The organism is Roseicyclus persicicus (genome assembly GCF_012395815.1).
Classification (GTDB): Bacteria; Pseudomonadota; Alphaproteobacteria; order Rhodobacterales; family Rhodobacteraceae; genus Roseicyclus; species Roseicyclus persicicus.
This window is the reverse complement of record NZ_JAAZQQ010000003.1, coordinates 131,553-150,394: the sequence shown is the minus strand read 5'-3', so window position 1 is coordinate 150,394 and position 18,842 is coordinate 131,553. Positions and strand designations below refer to the sequence as shown.

Genomic DNA, 18,842 nt, shown 5'->3' with positions numbered 1-18,842 from the left:
TATCTGATCCCCATGGACTGGGGATTGTTCGCCATCTTTCTGGCCGCCTGCGGCGCGGCTGCCACGACCGGCTCGATGTTCATGCCGGGCGCGTGGTATCGCGGCCTGTCGAAACCCGGCTGGACGCCGCCCGACTGGGTGTTCCCGGTGACCTGGACGGTGCTCTACCTGTCCTCCGCCGTGGCCGCCGCCCGCGTCGCGCCCCTGGAGGGGAGCGCCTACGGCATGGCCTTCTGGGCGATGCAGATCGCCTTCAACACGCTCTGGACGCCGGTGTTCTTCGGCCTGCACCGCATCCGCGCGGCCTTCGTCATCATGCTCGGCCTCTGGATCGCGGTCGCGGGCACGATGGTCAGCTTCTGGCAGCTGGACTGGATCGCCGGGGCGCTGTTCGTGCCCTACCTGATCTGGGTCACGATCGCGGGCGCCCTGAACGCCAGCGTCTGGGCGCGAAATCCCAACGAGGCCGCGCAGGCCACGGGTTAACCGGCCTCGCGCAGCACCTCGAGGAAGGCGTCGCCGAAGCGTTCGGCGTGACGTTCCCCCAACAGCCGCGTGAGCGCGCCCAGATCGGCCGGTTTCGCCTCGGCCAGCTTCGCCAGCTGCGAGGACGAGCAGGTCATCGGCTTGTCCGTCCCGGTCTCGCCGCGGGCCAGTTCCGCCTGCACGGCCAGCAGCCGGTCGTAGAGCGCACCCGCGTCGCGCCCGGCCAGTTTCCGCCGCGCCGGGTGCAGCCCCGCGGGCGTCTCGCCGGTGATGACCGACAGGAAGGCCGCGCCGTATTTCTCCAGCTTGGACGCGCCGACGCCGTTGACGCGGGCCATCTGGTCCAGCGTCGCGGGCCGCGTCTCGGCCATCTCGATCAGCGTCCGGTCGGTGAAGATGACATAGGCCGGCACCCGCGCCGCCTCGGCCAGCGCGCGGCGCTTGGCCTTGAGCGCGGACAGGAGCGGCGCATCCTCCTCGGCGACCAGCATCTTGACCTGCGGCTTGCGCGGCGCGGCCTTGATCGTGTCGTGCCGCAGCGTGATGCCCGCCTCGCCGCGCAGGATGGGCCGCGCCGCCTCGGTCATGCGCAGGGCGCCATGGCGGGCCGGGTCGGGGCGCACGAGGTCATGGGCCGCCATCTGCCGGAACACGGCCTGCCAGCCGCGCTTGTCGAACTCGGTGCCGACGCCGAAGGTCGGCAGCCGGTCATGGCCGCGCTCGCGGATCTTGTCGGTGTCGGTGCCCATCAGGATGTCGATCAGGTGCCCCGCGCCGAACCATTCGCCCGTGCGCAGGATCGCCGACAGCGCCTTGCGCACCGGCGTGGTGGCATCGAACAGGTCGGGCGGGCTGGCGCAGAGGTCGCAGTTGCCGCAGGGCTCGGCCGTTTCCCCGAAATAGCCCAGCAAGACCTGCCGCCGGCAGCCCAGCGCCTCGGCCAGACCCAGCAGCGCGTTCAGCCGCGCGTGATCGGCCGCCTTGCGCTCGGGCGGGGCGAGGCCCTCGTCGATCTGGCTCCGGCGGAACCGGATGTCGTCGGGGCCGTAGAGCGTCATGGTGTCGGCGGGCGCCCCGTCGCGCCCCGCGCGGCCGATTTCCTGGTAGTAGCCCTCGATCGACTTGGGCAGGTCGGCGTGCGCGACCCAGCGGATGTCGGGCTTGTCGACGCCCATGCCGAAGGCGATGGTCGCCACCACGATCAGCCCGTCCTCGGTGGAAAAGCGGGTCTCGACCACCCGGCGGTCCTCGGCCTCCATGCCGCCGTGGTAGTGGCAGGCCGTGTGCCCCGCCTCGCGCAGCGCCTGCGCCAGCGTCTCGGTCTTGGCGCGGGTGCCGCAATAGACGATCCCCGACTGCCCCTTGCGCGCCGCGGCGAAGGACAGGATCTGGTTCCGCGGGTTGGTCTTGACCTCGAAGGCGAGGGCAAGGTTCGGCCGGTCGAAGCCGCGCAGGAAGGTCTCGGGGGGCTGTCCGTCGAACAGGCGCTGGACGATCTCCTCCCGCGTCTCGGCATCGGCGGTCGCGGTGAAGGCCGCCAGCGGCACGTCGAGCGCGCGGCGCAACTCGCCGATGCGCAGGTAGTCGGGGCGGAAATCATGGCCCCACTGGCTGACGCAATGGGCCTCGTCCACGGCGATCAGGGACACGCCCGCGCGCCGCAGCATCCGTTCCGTGCCCGAGGAGGCCAGCCGCTCCGGCGCGATGTAGAGAAGCTTGAGCGTGCCGTCCTCCAGCGCCGCCCAGACCGCCTCGGTCTCTTCCGGCGTGTTGCCGGAGGTCAGCGCGCCCGCGACCACGCCGGCCTCGGTGAGCCCGCGCACCTGGTCGCGCATCAGCGCGATGAGGGGAGAGATGACGACGGTCACGCCGGGCCGCATCAGCGCGGGCAGCTGGAAGCACAGCGACTTGCCCCCGCCCGTCGGCATGATCGCCAGCACGTTCCGGCCCGCCGCCACCGCCTCCACGATCTCGGCCTGGCCGGGGCGGAAGGCCGAGAATCCGAAAACGGAGGATAGCTGCGCCTGCGCGTCCTGCATGGGGGGCTCGCCTGTGCTGTCGTTGGGTCGCTCGTTTTTTCTGACTGTTCCATGTTGAGGTCGGGTTAACAAGGCCCGCACGCCAGATCGGGGGTGGGTCAAGGGAACATCCACAAGATATTCCCCGCAGCCCCGCCCTTGGCCGCGTCAGAGCGTCCCCTTACATCCATCGTCCCGCTGCCTTACGCAGCGGCACCCTGACCCGACCAGAAAAGGAGGGGCACCCATGAAACTCGCCCGGACCCTGACCGCCGCCCTCGCGGGCCTGACGCTTGCCGGCCCCGTGCCGGCGCAAGAGCCCGAGGTGACGCTGCGTTTCCAGCACTTCGTCTCGCCGGCCAGCGCCAACCCCACCCATTTCATGCAGCCCTGGGCCGAAGCCATCGAAACCCAGTCGAACGGGCGGATTCGGGTCGAAATCTACCCCTTCATGCAGCTCGGCGGGGCCGCGCCCGACCAGTATGACCTGATCCGCGACGGCGTGATCGACGGCGGCTGGGTCATCCCCGGCTACCAGCCGGGCCGCTTCCCCGAGGCCGAGGCGCTGGAACTGCCCTTCATGACCACCAAGTCGGCCGAGGAGGCGAGCCGCGCCGCCTGGGCCTTCACGCAGGACTGGCTGATGGACGACTTCGCCGACGTCCACCTGATCGCGGTGCACATGCACGGGCGCGGCCTTGTCCACCTGCAGGGCCCGCCGATCGAGACCCTGTCGGATTTCGACGGGCTGCGCCTGCGCGGCCCCTCGCGGGCGGCGACGCTGCTGCTGGAGCGGCTCGGGGCGACGCCGGTGGGGATGCCGGTGCCGGCCTTCCCCGAGGCGCTGTCGCGGGGCGTGGTCGACGGCGGCGTGATCACCTGGGAACAGGCGCCGTCGCTGCGGCTGGACGAGCTGGTGGAAAGCCACACCGACGTGGCGGGCGACCGTTCGCTCTACAACCTCTACTTCCTCTGGGCGATGAACCGGGCCGTCTACGAGGGGCTGGCCCCCGACCTGCGCGCGGTGATCGACGCCAATTCGGGGCTGATGGCCTCGGCTTGGGCGGGCCGCGCCCATGACATCGGCGACGCCGAGGGCCGGCTGGCCATGGAGGAATCGGGCAACACCATCGCCGAGATGTCGCCCGAGCTGACCGCCGAGATCGTCGCGCTGGGCGATGCGGTCATCGCCGACTGGATCGCCGAGGTCACGGCGCGCGGCCTCGACGGGGCGGCGCTGGTGGCCGCCGCGCGGGCGGCGGTGGACGCGGAAACCGGCAGCGCGCCGGGGCCCTACACCGACTGATCGGGCCCGAGGCCAATGTGGGCGGCGACGGCATCCATCCGCCGGATGACCGTCGCCCCCCAGGCGCTCAGCCGGTCGGGGTGTCCCTCGGGCACGTAGCCGAGGCAGCGCATCCCGGCGCGGTGGGCGGCCTCGGCGCCGCTGGCGCTGTCCTCCACCACCACGCAGCCGGGCGGCGCCACGCCCTCGGCGGCGGCGGCGTGGAAGAACAGGCCGGGGTCGGGCTTGGCCACGCCCAGCTCGTGCGCCGACCAGCGCCGCCCGTCAAAGCGCGGCGCCAGCCCCGTCTGCCCCAGCGTGATGTCCATCTTCTCGGCGCTGCCGTTCGAGGCGACGCAGTAGGGGATGCCGGTCGCGTCCAGCCGGTCGAGCAAGGCGGGAATGCCCGCGATCACCTCGACACCCGCGCGCAGGGCGGCGTAGGTCTCGGCGTAGATCAGGTCGATCCAGTCGCCGGGCAGCTCGGCGCCCATGTCCAGCGCGGTGTCGCGGACGCCCACCATGCTCCGGCCGATGAAGGTCGCCATGGTGTCGGCCAGCGACAGGCGCAGCCCGTGCCGCGCGAGGTTGTCGGCCAGCACGCGGTTCGACACGGTCTCGCTGTCCACCAGCACCCCGTCGCAGTCGAAGATGACAAGGCTTGGCCGGGTCACGGGGCATCCTTTCTGAGCAGGGTCAGCACGGTGCCGCCATAGCTGCGCTGGTCGAGGAGCGTCAGGCCCGGCGGCGGCAGGGGCGGGGCGTTTTCCTCCCAGACGACCAGCGCGCCGGGCGCGATCCAGCCGCCGGCCAGCGCCGAGGCGAGCGCGCGTTCCCCCAGCCCCTGCCCGTAGGGCGGGTCGAGGAACACGAGGTCGAAGCCCGCGCCTTTGACCGGCCCGAGGTCGGTGGCGTCCCGGCGGAACACCTTGGTCACGCCCTGCGCGGAACAGAGGCCGATGTTCTCGCGCAGGAGCGCCCGCGCCGCCGTTCCGTCATCGACGAAGGTGACATGCGCCGCCCCCCGGCTGAGTGCCTCGAGCCCAAGCGCGCCCGTCCCGGCGAAAAGGTCGAGCACCCGCGCCCCCGTGACCGGGTCGCCGTGCTTGCCGTTGGTCAGCAGGTTGAACAGGCTCTCGCGCACCCGGTCGGTGGTCGGGCGCAGATGCGCGGGGGCGTCGCCCGCGCCGACCTCGGCCAGTTTCTTGCCCCTCAGCCGCCCCGCGACGATCCGCATGGCTCAGCCCTTCAGCAGCGGTTTCAGGTCCTGCCCCGCGTCACCCACCACCTCGGGCGCGGGCGACCGGCCGGCCTCGATCAGGCGCTTGCCGATCATGTAGCCGCGCGGGTCGTTCATGGCGTCGACGGCCAGCAGCGTGTCGCCCCGGTAGTACCAGTGCGACCGCGCCGCGCCGCCGTCGCGGACGACGACGTGGTCGTAGCCCGCGTTCAGCCCCGCGATCTGCAGCTTGACGTCATACTGGTCCGACCAGAACCACGGCTGCGCGACGTACTCCTCGCCCGCCCCGAGGATGTTGCGCGCCACCGCCTCGGCCTGGTCGATGGCGTTCGGCACGCTTTCCAGCCGGATGCGCCCGCCCTTGTAGGGAAAGCTCGCGCAATCCCCCGCGGCCCAGATCGCCGGGTCGCTGGTGCGGCCCTGCGCGTCCACCTTGACGCCGTTCTCGATGTCCAGCCCCGCGGCCTCGGCCAGCGCGGTCGCGGGCGCGATGCCGATGCCGACGATGACCATGTCGAAGGGGTGCTCGGTCGCGTCCGAGAAGATCGCGCCGGTGACCCGCCCGTCGACACCGACAAGGCAGGTCAGGCCCACCCCCTCGCGGATCTCCACGCCGTGGCCGCGGTGCAGCGCGCGGAACCAGTCCGAGGTCTCGGGGCAGGCGACGCGGCTCAGGATGCGGTCGGCCATCTCGATCAGCGTGACCTCCATGCCGCGCTTGCGGGCGACGGCGGCGGCCTCGAGCCCGATGTAGCCGCCCCCCACGATCAGCGCGCGGCGGCCGGGTTGCATCCCCGGCTCCATCGCGTCCACGTCGCGGAGCGTGCGGACGACATGGACGCCCCGCAGGTCGCCCCCGACCGAGGCCGGCAGCCGCCGCGGCACCGACCCCGTGGCCAGCACCAGCGCGTCGTAGAGCAGGGTCTGCCCGCCCGCCGTCACCGTCTTGCCGGCGCGGTCGATGGCCGCGACGCGGGTGTCCAGGCGCAGGTCGATGGCGTTGTCCGCGTAGTAGCTTTCGGGCCGCAGGTAGAGCCGCTCCAGCGCCATCTCGCCCAGCAGGTAGGCCTTGGACAGGGGCGGGCGCTGGTAGGGCGGCGCGGCTTCCTCGCCGATCAGGGTGATGGCCCCGGCAAAGCCCTCGGCCCGCAGTTTCGCCACGCAGGACGCCCCGGCCTGGCCGGCGCCCACCACCACGATCCTGTCCATTGCCCCACCTTTTCGCGTTGGCTGCCTGTGGCCGTCAGCCTATATGCCGTCGAAACGGATTCACAAGCGAGGGAGACCCCCACAGATGACCATTTCCGCCGGCGACACGCTGCCCGATGCGACGCTCCTGATCTTCGGTGCGAACGGGCCCGAGGCCGTGAAGATGGCCGACAAGGTCAAGGGCCGCAAGGTGGTGATCTTCGGGCTGCCGGGCGCCTACACGCGCACCTGCACCGCCGCCCACGTGCCGAGCTTCATCCGCACCAAGGCGCAGTTCGACGCCAAGGGCGTGGACGAGGTCATCTGCGTCTCGGTCAACGATCCCTTCGTGATGGCCGCCTGGGGCAAGGACACCGGCGCGGCCGAGGCCGGCATCACCATGCTGGGCGACGCGGGCGCCGAGTTCACCAAGGCGATCGGCCTGAACTGGACCGCCGCGGGCGCCGGCTTCTACGACCGCTCGCGCCGCTACGCGCTCTATGCCGAGGACGGCGTGGTCAAGGTGATCAACGTCGAGGAAGGCCCGGGCCAGTGCGAACTGTCGGCGGGCGAGACGCTGCTGGAGCAGATCTGAGGCGTCAGTTGCCGGACAGGTCGCGGAGGAGGCCGAGAAAGGCCTCCACCTCACCCCGGTCGAGATAGGCCTGGAGGCCGATCACCAGCTGGAGCTGCTTTGCCAGCAACGCAAGGCGGCGGTGATCGGCCTCGATCGTTTTCGAGACCACGTCGGCGTCGATGGTTTCGATCTCGGCCATCAGTTTCCGGATCTCGGCGACGGTCCGGTCGTTCTCGATGCCCTTCGCATCCAGATGCGCGCGGATCGCGCCGAGGCTGCGGGAGTTCAGCGCCCGGCTCTCCTCGCGGACGGTGGTGCCTTCCTCGTCATTGGCGATGGTGTCGAGGATGCGGGCGATCATGCCGTCGATCCGGCCGGCCAGTGGGCCGCCTGTCTCCGGCACCGGTCGGGGGAGGGTGCGCCCCGGCTCATCGAGCAGGCCCGCCGCACGACGCGAGGCGACGAAGCTCTGCACGATGATGCGCGAGGCGGCAATCGCGGCCTCGGTGCGCAGAAGGGTCGCCACCATCACGACACCATGCTCGGTGAAGGCCCAAGGAAGCGTCCGCCGCCCGCCATGGCCACTTGGAATCACGATCTGTGACCTCAAGTTGCTCCATTCTTCGGGCGTCAGCTGAAACGCGAACTCCTCGGAGAACCGGTCGAGGTTGCGCTTGACGGTCTGGTTGAACGGGCCGGTCTTCGCGCCGAAGCGCTCTGCCACGTCACTGTCGAGGGCGATGGCGTAGCCACGCAGCTGGTAGACGGGGATCGGCGCCGTGTCGGTCATCGTCAAGCTTTGAAATCACAATCTGTGATCTCAACCGACCATGGACATGCCCCGCGATCAAGCCCGCAAGAGGGACCGGCCCCCGCAACGGGGCCCGCGCGAAACTGCAGTTTCGCCGCACGGAAAACTGCAGTTTTCCGCGCCCTTACCCCGCCAGCCGGTCCATCTTGGACGCCAGCGCCACGTCGAGGTTGCTCAGCCCGCCGACGTCATGGGTCGCCAGCGTCACCTCCACGGTCTTGTAGACGTTGAACCACTCGGGGTGGTGGTTCATGTGCTCGGCCACCAGCGCCACCCGCGTCATCCAGCCGAAGGCCTCGTTGAAATCGGAGAACACGAAGCGCTTGGCGATGGCGTCGCGCCCCTCGACCGGCGCCCAGCCGTGATCGGCCAGCGCGGCCAGCGCCTTGTCCCGGTCCGCGCCCGTCAGCTTGTGCGGCGTCGTCATTCCTGTTCCTCCACCTGTGCCTTGCGGAACGGGCCGTAGCCCGTCATCACCTCGATCTCCTCGTCCACCGCCGCGCGCTCGGCCTCGAGGTAGCGGGCGACGGCCTGCGCAAAGCCCTCGTCCCGCACCCAGTGCAGCGAATGGGTCTGCACCGGCATGTAGCCGCGCGCCAGCTTGTGGGTGCCCTGCGCCCCGGCCTCGACGCGTGACAGGCCGTGGGCGATGGCGTGGTCGACGGCCTGATAGTAACACAGCTCGAAATGCAGGCAGGGGTGATGTTCCGTGCAGCCCCAGTAGCGGCCATAGAGCACATCACGGCCGATGAAGTTCAGCGCGCCGGCCACCGGGCGGCCGCCCCGCACCGCCAGCACCAGCAGCATGTCGTCGCGCATCGTGGCCTGCGCCTCGTCGAAGAAGGCCCGCGTCAGGTAGGGCTGGCCCCATTTCCGCGCCCCGGTGTCCTGGTAGAACGCCCAGAACGCGTCCCAGTGCTCGGGCCGGATCTGATCGCCCGTCAGCGCGACGATCTCGCCGCCGAAGCCCTGCGCCTCGGCCCGTTCCTTGCGCAGCGTCTTGCGCTTGCGCGAACTGAGCGCCGCGAGGAAATCGTCGAAATCCGCGTAACCGTCGTTTTCCCAGTGGAACTGCTGGCTTGCGCGCGCCATCAGGCCCATGCGCGCCCCGGCCTCGGCCTCCTCGGGGGTGCAGAAGGTGACGTGGAGCGAGCTCAGCCGCCCCTCGTCAGCCAGCTGCACCGCGCCCTGCACCAGCGCGGCCAGGCCCAGCTCGCGCCAGCCCGGCCGCGTCAGGAAGCGCCGGCCGGTCGCGGGCGTGAAGGGCACCGCCATCTGCAGCTTGGGGTAGTAGCGCCCGCCCGCGCGTTCATAGGCATGGGCCCAGTTGTGGTCGAAGATGTATTCGCCCTGGCTGTGCCCCTTGGCGTAGAGCGGCGCCACGGCGATCACCTGTCCCTCGGCCCGCGCGACCAGGTGGCGCGGCGTCCAGCCGGTGCCGGCCCCGACCGACCGCGACCGCTCCAGCGCCGACAGGAAGCGGTGCGTGGTGAAGGGATCGTCCGGGCGCCCGCCGTCCGCGGCCTCGGGGCAGGCGCAGGCGTCCCAGTCGGCAGCGTCGATCTGCGCCAGCGACGTCAGGACCTCGATCTCGATGGGATGGGTGCCGTCCACGACCTGCCTCCGGCTGCTGCACGGTCCCCGACAGATGGGTCGCGGGGCGGCGCCGTCAATCCTGCGGCGGGTCGAGCGGGGGCAGGTAGCCCTCGAAGGTGATGCTGTCGGCGACGCGCCGCGCCTCGGCCTCGGCCTGCGGGCTTTTCACCGTCCAGCACAGGATCGGCACGCCCTGCGCCTTCAGCTCCCGCACCCGCGGGCTGCCGAGGTCGGTCCAGTCATGGCTGATGAAGCGCGCGCCCACGGCCCCGAAACTGCCGATGCTGCGCAGCGCCGTGCAGGTCTCGGGGCTCAGCATCGGCCATTGCGACGGGACGTAGCCGCAGGTCACGAGGCCGCGCGGCACGTCGGGGGCCAGGTCGCGCATCGCGCCGATCATCGCGGGGTTGAAGGACATCACCGCCACGTCGCCGGCATAACCCTTAAGGTCGGCGGCGACGGCGCGTTCCAGGTCCGGCGCGGCCTGCCCCAGCCCGCCGGACTGGTCCTTGAGCTCGATCAGCAGGGGCACCGCGCCGTCGACCAGGGCCAGCACCTCGGCCAGCGTCGGGATGCGGTCCTCGGAGCCGGTCAGGCGGATGTCGGCCAGCTCGGCCGCGCTGCGGGCGCGCACGGGCCCCTTGGCGGCCGTCAGCCGGTCGAGCGTGTCGTCGTGGAACACCATCGCCACGCCGTCGGCGCTCAGCTGCAGGTCCATCTCGATGCCGTAGCCCGCACCGACCGCGCGGCGGAACGCGGCCGGGCTGTTCTCGATCACGCCCGCGGCGCGGTCATGCAGGCCCCGGTGGGCGATGGGACGCGCGGTGAAGCTGGACGGCAGCTCGGGCATGGCCGGGCCTCAGTCGACGCGGATCTGGAAGACGCCTTCGACCTCGACCGCGCAGCCGAAGGGAAGCGCGCCCGCGCTGACCGCCGAACGGGCGTGCCGCCCCTTGTCGCCGAGGACCGAGACGAAGAGATCCGAGGCGCCGTTCACCACCTTGGGCTGGTCGCCGAACTCGGGCGTGGAATTGACGAAGCCGGTCAGCTTCACCACCCGCACCAGCCGGTCGAGGTCGCCGCCGCAGGCCGCCTTGACCTGCGCCAGCAGGTTCATCGCGCAGAGCCGCGCCGCCGCGGCACCGGCCTCGATCTCCATGTCCTGGCCCAGCCGCCCCTTGATGAGCGTGGACAGCCCGGCCGAGGTCATCGGCACCTGCCCCGAGACGTGCACGAGGTCACCCGCCACGACGTAGGGCACGTAATTGGCGCCGGGTGCGGGGGGCGGTGCATCCAGCACGATCCCAAGTTCTGCCAAGCGCGCGTCGATCTGTCCGGCCATGTCGGTCTCCTCCCACCCATGTGTGTGCGTCGGGCGCGAAGCTAGCGGGGCCCCGGGCCGAGGGAAAGGGGCCCCGGCCCGCGCGGCGTCAACTTTCCCGGAAGGCGCGGGCGAAATAGGCGGTGAAGGGCTCCAGCAGGTAGGATAGCGGCGTGCGGTCCCGAGTGCGGATGAAGGTCTCCACCGGCATCCCGGGCAGCAGCTCGCGCGGGGCGAGGCGGGCGATCTCGCCCTCGTCCAGCATGATTTCGGCCCGGTAGAACGACACCCCCGTCGTCTCGTCGGCGAAGGTGTCGGCCGAGATCTGGCTGACCCGCCCCACGAGATCGGGGATGTTGCGCAGGTCGAAGGCCGGAAACCGCAGGGTGACGTCCTGCCCGAGGAACACCTGGTCGACATCCGTGGCGGGCACCTGCGCCGAGATCACCAGCGGCCGCCCCTCGGGCACCAGGTAGGCCACCGGGTCGGCCGCACGCAGCACCGCCTGCGGGCCGAAGATCTGCAGCCCGATGATGCGGCCGGCCACCGGCGCGCGCAGCTCCAGCTCGGCCATGCGGCGTTCGAGGTCGGCGACGCGCTGGCGGGTCTCCTCCTCGGCGACGCGGATCTCGCGCAGCTCGGCGATGGCCTCCTCGCGGCGGGCGCTCTCGCGCTGCAGGATCGCCAGCCGCGTCTCGATCACGCGCTCGGCGCCCTCGGCCTTGCGCGCCTCGACCTCGCCGAGCGAGCCGCGCAGCTGCGCGGTGTCGCGCTGCAGCCGCAGGATCGGGTCGATCTGGATCAGCCCGCGATCGAGCAGCCCCTGCTGGCGCGCAAGGTCGGCCTCGACCAGCCGCAGCTGCTCGTTCAGGGCCGCCTCCTGCGCCTCCAGCGCGGTGATCTGCGCCTCGATCTGGGTGGCGCGGCCGGTCAGCTGCTCGACCTCGCGGGTCAGCGTCTCGGCGCGGGCGGTGAACAGGTTCTCCTGCCCGACCAGGAGGTCGGTGAGGTCGGGGTCGGTGGCGGCGGCCTCGATCAGCCCGGGGGGAAAGACCACCACGGCGGCGCCGTCGCGCTCGGCCTCCAGCCGGGCGCGGCGGGCCCTGAGCTCGAACAGCTGCGACCGCGCGACGCTGAGATCGCGCAGGAGCAGGCCCGGTGCGAGGCGCAGCAGGACCGCGCCGGCCGCCACCCTGTCGCCCTCACCGACGAACAGCTCGGCCACCACCCCGCCCTCGGGGTGCTGGATTGCGTGGCGGTTGGGGTCGACCTCGATCCGGCCGGGGGCGATGACGGCGCCCGACAGCTGGCTCTGCGCCGCCCAGCCGCCGAAGCCGGCGAGCAGCAGCAGCATGGCCAAGAGCCCGATCAGCAGCGGGCCGCGGACCGACCAGGGGCGCGCGCCGCTCACGACACGCCCCCGGGTGCCGAGGCGTCGCGGATGTCGGCGTAGTTGGCCAGCGTCTTCTGCAGCACCTCGCGGGTCGGTCCGAACATCGCGGGCGCGCCGCCCGACAGCACCAGCAGCCGGTCGCATTCCCGGATCGCCGAGGGCCGGTGCGCCATGATGAGCACGGCGCGGCCATCGGCCTTGATGTCCTGGATCGCCTTGTTCAGCGCGATCGACCCGTCGTTGTCCAGCGCCGAGTTCGGCTCGTCCAGCACCAGCAGGACCGGGTCGCCATAGAGCGCGCGCGCCAGCCCGATGCGCTGGATCTGCCCGCCCGACAGCCGGGCGCCCAGCCCCGACACCCGGGTGTCGTAGCCGTCGGGCAGGGCGAGGATCATGTCATGCGCCGCCGCCGCGCGGGCGGCCGCCACGACCTTGGCGGTGTCGGGCGCGCCGGCGAGGCGGGCGATGTTCTCGGCGATGGTGCCCTCGAACAGCGTCACCGCCTGCGGCAGGTAGCCGATATGGGCGCCCAGCGCGTCGGGGTCGTACTGGTCCAGCGTGGCGCCATCGAGCCGGATCTGCCCGGCCGCCGGCAGCCAGACCGAGGTGATGGCGCGCGCCAGCGTCGACTTGCCCGAGCCCGAGGGGCCGATCACGCCCACCGCCTGCCCCGGCTCGACCCGGAAGCTGACGCCGCGCAGGGTGGGGATGCGCGCGCCCGGCGGCGCCACCGACAGCTGGTTCACCTCGAGCCGCGCGCGCGGGCGCGGCAGCGGCATCCGCGGCGGCGGCTCGCGCTCGGCATCCAGCAGCGCCCGCAGCCGGCGCCACGCCTGCGCGGCCTCGGCGATGGCGTTCCACTGGCCGATCGCCAGCTCGATCGGCGCCAGCGCGCGCCCCAGCAGGATCGACCCCGCGATCATCGCGCCGCCGGTCATCTCGCCCTGCAGCACCAGCCAGGCGCCGAGGCCCAGGATCGCCGATTGCAGGAACAGCCGCACCGTGCGCGTCGCGGCGGTGAAGCTGCCGACGCGATCGGCGGCGCGCATCCCCTCGCCCAGCGCGGCGCTGCGCTGGCGGTGCCAGCGGGTGAAGGCGTTGCCCTCCATGCCCAGCGCGCGGATCAGCTCGGCCTCGCCCTGCATCTCGGCGGCCATGCGGTCGGCGACATGCGACGCGGCGGCGGCCTGCGCGATCGGCGCGGCGCTGGTGGCCTGGTTCATCAGCGTGATCGCGACCAGCACCGCCATGCCCGCCACGGCCAGCCAGCCGAGCCAGGGGTGGAACAGGAAGATCGCGGCCAGGAACAGCGGCGTCCAGGGCAGGTCGAACACCGCCATGAACACGGGCGACCCGGTCAGCCGCTGCACCGAGGCCAGGTCCTGCAGGGCGGTCTGCCGCTCGCCGCTGCGCTGGGCGCGGGCCAGCGCGGCACGGAACAGGCGCGAATCGAGCGCCTCCTGCAGCCGCGCGCCGTAGCGGGCGGCGACCCGGCCGCGCACGAAATCCAGCACGCCCATCATCAGGAACAGGAAGGCGATCAGCACCGTCAGGGCGACCAGCGTTTCCTCGGACCGCGACCCCAGAACGCGGTCGTAGACCTGCAGCATGTAGAGCGGCCCGGTCAGCATCAGCGCGTTCACCGCCGCGCTGAACAGCGCGACCGACCACAGGAGCCACGCGTTCCGGCGCCGGAACAGCGTCAGCTCGTCGGGGCCCGTCCCGGTCATACGCGACATCTGGGTCATTCTCCTCGCTCAAGACCGGGTGCGGCGGGTGCAACCCTTGACTCTCCCCCGCAAGCACCCGTCTAACAAACCCGTGCCCCCCGTGGCTAGATAGCGCCCGATCCCTTTCAATCCGGTTTCGCCCGGCTAAGTCGCCCGCCACCGAGTCCAAGTCCCGAGGGAGGCCGCCCGTGCCCCGCACCCCGAACCTCCGCCGCATCGCCGCCGCCCTCGCGCTGGCCGGTCTCGGCCTCGTGGCGGCCTGCGGCCCGGCCGCGCTGCCGCCCGGCGACAGCATCGTCGACGCCGACGAGCAGCAGAACCGCGAGGTTCACCGCTTCAACGTCGCGCTGGACCGTGCCGTGCTCGGCCCCGGTGCGCGGCGCTACGGCGCCATCGTGCCCGAACCCGTGCGGCAGGGGGTCGACAACGTCGCCTCGAACCTGTCGCAACCGTCCTACGTGCTGAACAACCTGCTGCAGGTCCGCATTGGCGAGGCCACGCACAACACATTGCGGTTCCTCGTCAATTCGACCGTCGGGCTGGGCGGCATCCTCGACCCCGCGACCGCGATCGGCCTCGAGGCGCGCGAAACCGACTTCGGCGAGACGCTGCACATCTACGGCGCGCCCGAGGGCGATTTCGTCATGCTGCCCGTCGTCGGGCCCTCGACGACGCGCGACACCGTCGGGCTGCTGGTCGACATCGCCACCAACCCGGTGCGCCACGTGCTCGGCCCGCCCGAGAGCCACGTCGCCACCGGCGTCCGCCTGCTCGACCGCACCGGGGACCGCTACCGCCTCGGCGACACCATCGACGGCATCTATTACGAGAGCGCCGACAGCTACGCGCAGCTGCGCTCGATCTACCTGCAGAACCGCCGCTTCGAGCTGGGCGGCCCGGTGCTGAGCTACGGCATCGGGGCAGATCCCTACGCCGACCCCTACGCCGGGGGGGCGGCCGATCCCTATATCGACCCGTATTGATCCCTGTCCTCGCGTGACCCCTGCCATGCCGACCCATGTCCGCCCCACCCGCCGTTCCGTCCTGGCCGGTCTGACCGCGCTCGCCGCGGCGCCGCTCCTGCTCGGGCCCGCGCGCGCCCTGACCTCCGCCGAGGCCACCGGCCTCGTGCAGCAGGTGGCGACCGAGATCACCCGTATCATCAACTCCGGCCAGTCCGAAAGCGCGATGATCCGCGACTTCGACCGGTTGATGGGGCGCTACGCGGACATGCCGACCATCGCGCAATCCGTGCTCGGGCCGCCTGCCCGGTCGGCCAGCGCGGCACAGCTGTCGGCATTTTCCGAGGCGTTCCGCGGCTACATGGCGCGCAAGTACGGCCGCCGGTTCCGCGAGTTCATCGGCGGCACCGTGACCGTGCAGGGCGCGCAGGACACCGGCCGCTACGTCGAGGTGATCTCGGTCGTGACCAAGCGCGGCGAGGCGCCCTTCGAGGTCCGCTTCCGGGTCTGGGACAGGTCCGGCCGCCCGCTGTTCATCGACATGCTGATCGAGGGTATCTCGCTGGTGATCTCGGAACGCTCCGAGGTCGGCTCGATCCTCGACCGCAACGGCGGCTCCATCGACGCCACGATCCAGGCGCTCCGCAGCCTCGGCTGACGGGCGCTTGCCCCGGGAAGTGCCGGGGGCTAGGTCGCGCAGCATGACCGATCTGTCCCTCGATGGCCGCACCGGCCTTCCCGACCATCTGCGTGTCCTGCTGGCCGACTACCCGCGCGCGGGCTGGGCGGCCGACCCGCAGTTCCATGGCCTCGTCAGCTTCTGGCTGGAGCGCCACATGATGTTCCGCCAGATCATGGGGCACCTGTCGCGCGAGACCGAGGGGTTCCTCGACGGGGCCCGCGACCCGCGCGGGTTCGCGCAGGGGGTGGCGCGCTACGGCGGGCTGTTCGTGAACCAGCTGCACGGCCACCACCAGATCGAGGACCAGCACTATTTCCCCATCCTGCGCGACCGCGAGCCGCGGATCGAGCGGGGGTTTGACCTGCTCGACGCCGACCACCACGCGCTCGACGGCATCCTCGACCGCTTCGTGGCGCAGGCCAACGCCGCGATCCAGGGGGCGGGCGGCCCCGACCCCAAGGCGGCGGCGGGGGCGCTGCACACCGGCCTCGCCGATCTGGAGCGGCTGATCGACCGCCACCTGACCGACGAGGAGGACCTGATCGTCCCGGTCATCCTGCGCGACGGGCCGGGCGGCCTCGGCTGACCCTGCGCCATCCGCGCCCTCTCGTCGCCGGCCCGCGAACGACGCCACCGCCTGACGAAAAAGGCCCCCCGGCGGGGCGGCCGGGGGGCAAGGTGCGGGAGAGGGAGGCGGAGGAAAAAGGTCGGACGCCCGGCCGGTTGGGGACCTGTGACGTTGGCCGGGCGTCCGTTCCGGCTTGCGACCGAGGGATCAGTCGAAGCCGAACTGGAAGGTCAGGCCAGCCTGACCGTGGTATGTCTGGACAACGTTCGCGTTGGCGCCGTTGCCGAACTGGAAGATGCCGTGGCTCTGGCCATAGCCCTGCTGGTCGAGCGTGGCGGCATGGCCGTTGCCTTCCTGGTGGATGATGCCCACCGAGCCGCCGCCGGCGACCTGGCGGATGGCGGCGCCGTTGTAGGAGCCGTCCTGGTTGACGAAGGCGCCGCTCTCTACGCCGCGGGCGATCTGGTAGAGCGTCAGGCCGGCGCGGATGGCGCGGGCTTCGTCGGGGTTCGCGGCGTTCACGGTGAAGCTGAGCGAGCCACCGGCGGCGGCGGGCAGGGCCGTCAGCGCCGTGGCAGAGGCGAGGACGGCGGCGGTGAGGGTCTTGCGGATCATGGCAGTGGTCCTTTGCAAAAGCGGTGAGCGGGGGGAGGAGCGGGACGAGGGGAAGGAGCGGGGCGCCTCGCCCGGTCAGAGGTCGACCGGGCAGCGCAGGGTGTCGCCGTCGACCTCGAGCGTCAGGGCGACATCGAGGCCGGAGGCGGGGCCGTTCAGCATCACCTGGCCGAGGCGTTCGGTCTGGCCGGCCGCGAGGCGGAAGGGCCCGCCCTGGTTCATCAGGGTGCCGGCCCGCGACACGCGGAGCTGGTAGACCCCGGAGACCGCGGCGTCGCTGGAGACCACGCCGGCGATGGTCAGCATCCCGTTGCGGGCGGTGACATCGACGGAGCAGGCAAGCGGACCTTCGGCGGTCGCGCCGGTCTGTCCGGCGATGGCGGTGCAGCCGAGCGCGACGGCGGTCAGCGCGGGGGCGAGAACGGCCTTGGAGAGGGGGAAGGTCATGGCGGGTCTCCTTTCCGGAGCGGGGAGGGGGCGGGAAGGCGGGGGCGGGCGGGCAGCGTCGCCCGCCCCCTCGGGCGGGGTCGTCAGTTCTGGATGATGAGGGTCACGTTGCCGTTGCCGTTGGAGCGGGCGGTGGCCGTGTTGCCGTTGCCGACCTGGATCACGCCGACGGCGTTGTTGTGGCCGTGGGTCGCCACGTCGGCGCGGTTGTTGGCGCCGAACTGCGCGATCCCGTTGGCGTTGTTCCAGCCGGTCTGGCGCGAGTTGGCGGAGTTGTTCCAGCCCGACTGGCCGACCGCGGTCGTGTTCCACGCACCGTCGGTGGTGGCGATCGTGGTGTTGCCCCAGCCGTCCTGGATCACCGAGGTGCCGTTGCAGAAGCCGCTCTGGTTGATGCCGATGCCGTTCCCGCCGCCCCACTGCTGGGTGTAGGCGGTGTTGCAGGTGGCAAGCGCCGGGGCCGACAGCGTCACGATCAGGGCGGTGGCGGCGGCGGCGGTCTTGAGGATCGAGAGGGTCATGTGCGTGGTCCTTTGCAGACTGGGTGTGGAACGAGGTGTGTTGGTGTGTGTGTTCGGGTTCGTGTCCGGCGTGTCGGGGTGGCATCCCGTGAGCCGATGACCAGACCCTGGCCCCACCCCCCGATGTCAGGCAATTTCAGCCCGCAGAAAGGGGATGACGCGAGCCTGTTATCGGATGACAGGGGGTCATCCGGTTGGTTTCGCTGGATTCTTTTTTCGGGAAGCGGGCGCGCGCCGGCGCCTTGGCGGGCGGCGATAACGGGTCGGCCGCGCCGGCCGGGGGCGATGTCATCGGGTTGCGGACGCCCCGGGGCAGGCTGGCCCTGCCGGCGGGCGGGGCGCGGGGCGCGGATCGCGGGGGTGCCGCGAATCGAAAGGCCCCCCGCGCCGCTGCGGCACGGAGGGCCCTGGGCCTTGGACGGCGGGAGGGGTCAGACCAGCTCGGTCTCGACCACGATGTTGCCCTGGGTCGCGTTGGAATAGGGGCAGATGAAGTGCCCGCGTTCGACGATCCGTTCGGCCACGGCGCGGTCGACGCCCGGCAGCGAGACCGTCAGCCGCACCTTGAGGCCGAATCCGCCATCGCTGCGGGGGCCGATCCCGACATGGGCGTTGACCGTCGCGTTGTCCGGCACCGTGCCCAGCTTTTCGGTCTGGGCGGCGAAGCGCATGGCGCCGAGGTAGCAGGCGGCATAGCCGACGGCGAACAGCTCCTCGGGGTTGTGGCCCGCGCCGGAGCCGCCCAGCTCCTTCGGGCTGGCCATGGTGACGGTCAGCGTGCCCGAGGTGAGGCCCGACAGGCCGTTCCGGCCGCCGCCCGTGGCGCGCGCCTCGGTCCAGTATTTCGGATCGACAGACATCCCGTATTCCTTTGTGTGCGATATAATCGTGCACATCTGGTAACGGGGCTGGCGGCATTAGTCAATCCCTTGCAAAAGGATCGTGCACAAGGTAATCGCGCTCCATGACGCTCGCTCCCGAAGACATGCTGTGTTTCGCGCTCTATTCGGCGACGCAGGCGATGCAGCAGGTCTATCGCCCGCTGCTGGAGCCGCTGGGCCTGACCTACCCGCAATACCTGGTGCTGACGGCGCTCTGGGCCGAGGGCGCGCCGATGACGGTGGGTGGCATCGGCCAGCGGATCGGGCTCGATTCGAGCACCCTCACGCCGCTGCTGAAACGGATGGAGGCCGCGGGGCTGGTGCAGCGCCGCCGCAACCCGGACGACGAGCGGCAGGTCCGCGTGATCCTGACGCCCGAGGGCGCGGCGCTCAAGGCGCGGGCCGCCCATGTCCCGGCCTGCGTGCTGGAGCGCACGGGGCTGAACGCCGCCGACGTCGCCCGGCTGCGCGACGCGGTCAACGCCCTGTCCCGGCAGCTGCGCGCCCAGCCCTGAGCCGCG

General features: G+C 71.5%; 22 protein-coding genes. 7 read left to right on the top strand and 15 right to left on the bottom strand.

Annotation, left to right across the window (positions count from 1 at the left end; all coding sequences use genetic code 11):
* The first annotated feature begins 12 nt into the window (after positions 1–12).
* Positions 13–486: a tryptophan-rich sensory protein TspO gene (gene tspO, locus HCU73_RS10605; protein WP_168623435.1), complete on the top strand. Its 474-nt coding sequence runs from the start codon at positions 13–15 to the stop codon at positions 484–486.
* Here tspO and recQ read toward each other — a convergent pair.
* On the bottom strand, positions 483–2,525 hold the full coding sequence (gene recQ, locus HCU73_RS10600; RefSeq protein WP_168623434.1) for a DNA helicase RecQ: 2,043 nt from the start codon (positions 2,523–2,525) through the stop codon (positions 483–485). The genes tspO and recQ overlap by 4 nt on opposite strands.
* A 226-nt stretch (positions 2,526–2,751) precedes the next feature.
* Here recQ and HCU73_RS10595 point away from each other — a divergent pair, with 226 nt between their 5' ends.
* Positions 2,752–3,810: a TRAP transporter substrate-binding protein gene (locus HCU73_RS10595; protein ID WP_168623433.1), complete on the top strand. Its 1,059-nt coding sequence runs from the start codon at positions 2,752–2,754 to the stop codon at positions 3,808–3,810.
* Here HCU73_RS10595 and HCU73_RS10590 read toward each other — a convergent pair.
* From HCU73_RS10590 to HCU73_RS10580, 3 genes are read right to left on the bottom strand one after another with little or no spacing between them, the layout of a single operon-like run.
* The gene (locus HCU73_RS10590; protein ID WP_168623432.1) at positions 3,798–4,463 is read right to left on the bottom strand and encodes an HAD-IA family hydrolase; all 666 of its coding nucleotides are present in this window, start codon (positions 4,461–4,463) and stop codon (positions 3,798–3,800) included. The genes HCU73_RS10595 and HCU73_RS10590 overlap by 13 nt on opposite strands.
* Positions 4,460–5,026 carry a 16S rRNA (guanine(966)-N(2))-methyltransferase RsmD gene (gene rsmD / locus HCU73_RS10585; RefSeq protein WP_168623431.1) on the bottom strand — a complete coding sequence of 189 codons (567 nt, stop codon included), beginning with the start codon at positions 5,024–5,026 and terminating at the stop codon, positions 4,460–4,462. Before rsmD ends, HCU73_RS10590 begins: the two co-directional genes overlap by 4 nt.
* Before the next feature lie 3 nt (positions 5,027–5,029).
* A complete protein-coding gene (locus HCU73_RS10580) occupies positions 5,030–6,238 on the bottom strand; it encodes an NAD(P)/FAD-dependent oxidoreductase (RefSeq protein ID WP_168623430.1) in 1,209 nt (402 codons plus the stop codon).
* 85 nt (positions 6,239–6,323) lie between these two features.
* On the opposite strand from HCU73_RS10580, the gene HCU73_RS10575 reads away from it, so the two are divergent.
* On the top strand, positions 6,324–6,812 hold the full coding sequence (locus tag HCU73_RS10575; RefSeq protein ID WP_168623429.1) for a peroxiredoxin: 489 nt from the start codon (positions 6,324–6,326) through the stop codon (positions 6,810–6,812).
* Positions 6,813–6,816: 4 nt separating this feature from the next.
* Here HCU73_RS10575 and HCU73_RS10570 read toward each other — a convergent pair whose 3' ends face one another.
* The 7 genes from HCU73_RS10570 to HCU73_RS10540 all read right to left on the bottom strand — a co-directional run bounded on the left by HCU73_RS10570 (position 6,817) and on the right by HCU73_RS10540 (position 13,654).
* Positions 6,817–7,584: an ORF6N domain-containing protein gene (locus HCU73_RS10570; protein ID WP_168623428.1), complete on the bottom strand. Its 768-nt coding sequence runs from the start codon at positions 7,582–7,584 to the stop codon at positions 6,817–6,819.
* 145 nt (positions 7,585–7,729) lie between these two features.
* On the bottom strand, positions 7,730–8,032 hold the full coding sequence (locus tag HCU73_RS10565; protein WP_168623427.1) for a 4a-hydroxytetrahydrobiopterin dehydratase: 303 nt from the start codon (positions 8,030–8,032) through the stop codon (positions 7,730–7,732).
* Positions 8,029–9,219, bottom strand: a complete 1,191-nt coding sequence (locus HCU73_RS10560) for a GNAT family N-acetyltransferase (protein ID WP_168623426.1) — start codon at positions 9,217–9,219, stop codon at positions 8,029–8,031. The genes HCU73_RS10565 and HCU73_RS10560 overlap by 4 nt, the downstream gene beginning before the upstream one ends.
* A 55-nt stretch (positions 9,220–9,274) precedes the next feature.
* The gene (locus HCU73_RS10555) at positions 9,275–10,051 is read right to left on the bottom strand and encodes a glycerophosphodiester phosphodiesterase family protein (protein ID WP_168623425.1); all 777 of its coding nucleotides are present in this window, start codon (positions 10,049–10,051) and stop codon (positions 9,275–9,277) included.
* A 9-nt stretch (positions 10,052–10,060) separates the two neighbouring features.
* Positions 10,061–10,543 carry a RidA family protein gene (locus HCU73_RS10550; protein WP_168623424.1) on the bottom strand — a complete coding sequence of 161 codons (483 nt, stop codon included), beginning with the start codon at positions 10,541–10,543 and terminating at the stop codon, positions 10,061–10,063.
* Between the two features lie 88 nt (positions 10,544–10,631).
* A complete protein-coding gene (locus tag HCU73_RS10545; RefSeq protein WP_168623423.1) occupies positions 10,632–11,933 on the bottom strand; it encodes an HlyD family type I secretion periplasmic adaptor subunit in 1,302 nt (433 codons plus the stop codon).
* Positions 11,930–13,654, bottom strand: a complete 1,725-nt coding sequence (locus HCU73_RS10540; protein ID WP_168623422.1) for a type I secretion system permease/ATPase — start codon at positions 13,652–13,654, stop codon at positions 11,930–11,932. Before HCU73_RS10540 ends, HCU73_RS10545 begins: the two co-directional genes overlap by 4 nt.
* A 179-nt stretch (positions 13,655–13,833) precedes the next feature.
* Here HCU73_RS10540 and HCU73_RS10535 point away from each other — a divergent pair, with 179 nt between their 5' ends.
* Genes HCU73_RS10535 through HCU73_RS10525 form a run of 3 tightly spaced genes read left to right on the top strand, consistent with a single transcriptional unit; the run spans position 13,834 to position 15,875 of the window.
* A complete protein-coding gene (locus HCU73_RS10535; protein WP_168623421.1) occupies positions 13,834–14,628 on the top strand; it encodes an MlaA family lipoprotein in 795 nt (264 codons plus the stop codon).
* 25 nt (positions 14,629–14,653) lie between these two features.
* On the top strand, positions 14,654–15,265 hold the full coding sequence (locus tag HCU73_RS10530; protein WP_168623420.1) for an MlaC/ttg2D family ABC transporter substrate-binding protein: 612 nt from the start codon (positions 14,654–14,656) through the stop codon (positions 15,263–15,265).
* 43 nt (positions 15,266–15,308) lie between these two features.
* On the top strand, positions 15,309–15,875 hold the full coding sequence (locus tag HCU73_RS10525; protein WP_168623419.1) for a hemerythrin domain-containing protein: 567 nt from the start codon (positions 15,309–15,311) through the stop codon (positions 15,873–15,875).
* A 189-nt stretch (positions 15,876–16,064) separates the two neighbouring features.
* On the opposite strand, the gene HCU73_RS10520 is transcribed toward HCU73_RS10525, so the two are convergent.
* The 4 genes from HCU73_RS10520 to HCU73_RS10505 form a co-directional block, all read right to left on the bottom strand.
* Positions 16,065–16,472 (bottom strand): curlin, encoded by a 408-nt coding sequence (locus tag HCU73_RS10520; protein ID WP_168623418.1) that lies wholly within the window; start codon positions 16,470–16,472, stop codon positions 16,065–16,067.
* 75 nt (positions 16,473–16,547) lie between these two features.
* Positions 16,548–16,919 carry a curli-like amyloid fiber formation chaperone CsgH gene (gene csgH / locus HCU73_RS10515; protein ID WP_168623417.1) on the bottom strand — a complete coding sequence of 124 codons (372 nt, stop codon included), beginning with the start codon at positions 16,917–16,919 and terminating at the stop codon, positions 16,548–16,550.
* An 83-nt stretch (positions 16,920–17,002) separates the two neighbouring features.
* On the bottom strand, positions 17,003–17,440 hold the full coding sequence (locus HCU73_RS10510) for a curlin (protein ID WP_168623416.1): 438 nt from the start codon (positions 17,438–17,440) through the stop codon (positions 17,003–17,005).
* A 431-nt stretch (positions 17,441–17,871) separates the two neighbouring features.
* On the bottom strand, positions 17,872–18,300 hold the full coding sequence (locus HCU73_RS10505) for an organic hydroperoxide resistance protein (protein ID WP_168623415.1): 429 nt from the start codon (positions 18,298–18,300) through the stop codon (positions 17,872–17,874).
* 104 nt (positions 18,301–18,404) lie between these two features.
* Here HCU73_RS10505 and HCU73_RS10500 point away from each other — a divergent pair, with 104 nt between their 5' ends.
* The gene (locus HCU73_RS10500) at positions 18,405–18,836 is read left to right on the top strand and encodes a MarR family winged helix-turn-helix transcriptional regulator (RefSeq protein ID WP_168623414.1); all 432 of its coding nucleotides are present in this window, start codon (positions 18,405–18,407) and stop codon (positions 18,834–18,836) included.
* The last annotated feature ends 6 nt before the right edge of the window (positions 18,837–18,842 follow it).

Bases quoted from the DNA above. Each gene is read 5' to 3' on its own strand.
- tspO (WP_168623435.1), top strand. From the start codon at position 13: ATGGACTGGGGATTGTTCGCCATCTTTCTGGCCGCCTGCGGCGCGGCT.
- recQ (WP_168623434.1), bottom strand. From the start codon at position 2,525: ATGCAGGACGCGCAGGCGCAGCTATCCTCCGTTTTCGGATTCTCGGCC.
- HCU73_RS10595 (WP_168623433.1), top strand. From the start codon at position 2,752: ATGAAACTCGCCCGGACCCTGACCGCCGCCCTCGCGGGCCTGACGCTT.
- rsmD (WP_168623431.1), bottom strand. From the start codon at position 5,026: ATGCGGATCGTCGCGGGGCGGCTGAGGGGCAAGAAACTGGCCGAGGTC.
- HCU73_RS10580 (WP_168623430.1), bottom strand. From the start codon at position 6,238: ATGGACAGGATCGTGGTGGTGGGCGCCGGCCAGGCCGGGGCGTCCTGC.
- HCU73_RS10575 (WP_168623429.1), top strand. From the start codon at position 6,324: ATGACCATTTCCGCCGGCGACACGCTGCCCGATGCGACGCTCCTGATC.
- HCU73_RS10570 (WP_168623428.1), bottom strand. From the start codon at position 7,584: ATGACCGACACGGCGCCGATCCCCGTCTACCAGCTGCGTGGCTACGCC.
- HCU73_RS10565 (WP_168623427.1), bottom strand. From the start codon at position 8,032: ATGACGACGCCGCACAAGCTGACGGGCGCGGACCGGGACAAGGCGCTG.
- HCU73_RS10555 (WP_168623425.1), bottom strand. From the start codon at position 10,051: ATGCCCGAGCTGCCGTCCAGCTTCACCGCGCGTCCCATCGCCCACCGG.
- HCU73_RS10550 (WP_168623424.1), bottom strand. From the start codon at position 10,543: ATGGCCGGACAGATCGACGCGCGCTTGGCAGAACTTGGGATCGTGCTG.
- HCU73_RS10540 (WP_168623422.1), bottom strand. From the start codon at position 13,654: ATGTCGCGTATGACCGGGACGGGCCCCGACGAGCTGACGCTGTTCCGG.
- HCU73_RS10530 (WP_168623420.1), top strand. From the start codon at position 14,654: ATGCCGACCCATGTCCGCCCCACCCGCCGTTCCGTCCTGGCCGGTCTG.
- HCU73_RS10525 (WP_168623419.1), top strand. From the start codon at position 15,309: ATGACCGATCTGTCCCTCGATGGCCGCACCGGCCTTCCCGACCATCTG.
- HCU73_RS10520 (WP_168623418.1), bottom strand. From the start codon at position 16,472: ATGATCCGCAAGACCCTCACCGCCGCCGTCCTCGCCTCTGCCACGGCG.
- csgH (WP_168623417.1), bottom strand. From the start codon at position 16,919: ATGACCTTCCCCCTCTCCAAGGCCGTTCTCGCCCCCGCGCTGACCGCC.
- HCU73_RS10510 (WP_168623416.1), bottom strand. From the start codon at position 17,440: ATGACCCTCTCGATCCTCAAGACCGCCGCCGCCGCCACCGCCCTGATC.
- HCU73_RS10505 (WP_168623415.1), bottom strand. From the start codon at position 18,300: ATGTCTGTCGATCCGAAATACTGGACCGAGGCGCGCGCCACGGGCGGC.
- HCU73_RS10500 (WP_168623414.1), top strand. From the start codon at position 18,405: ATGACGCTCGCTCCCGAAGACATGCTGTGTTTCGCGCTCTATTCGGCG.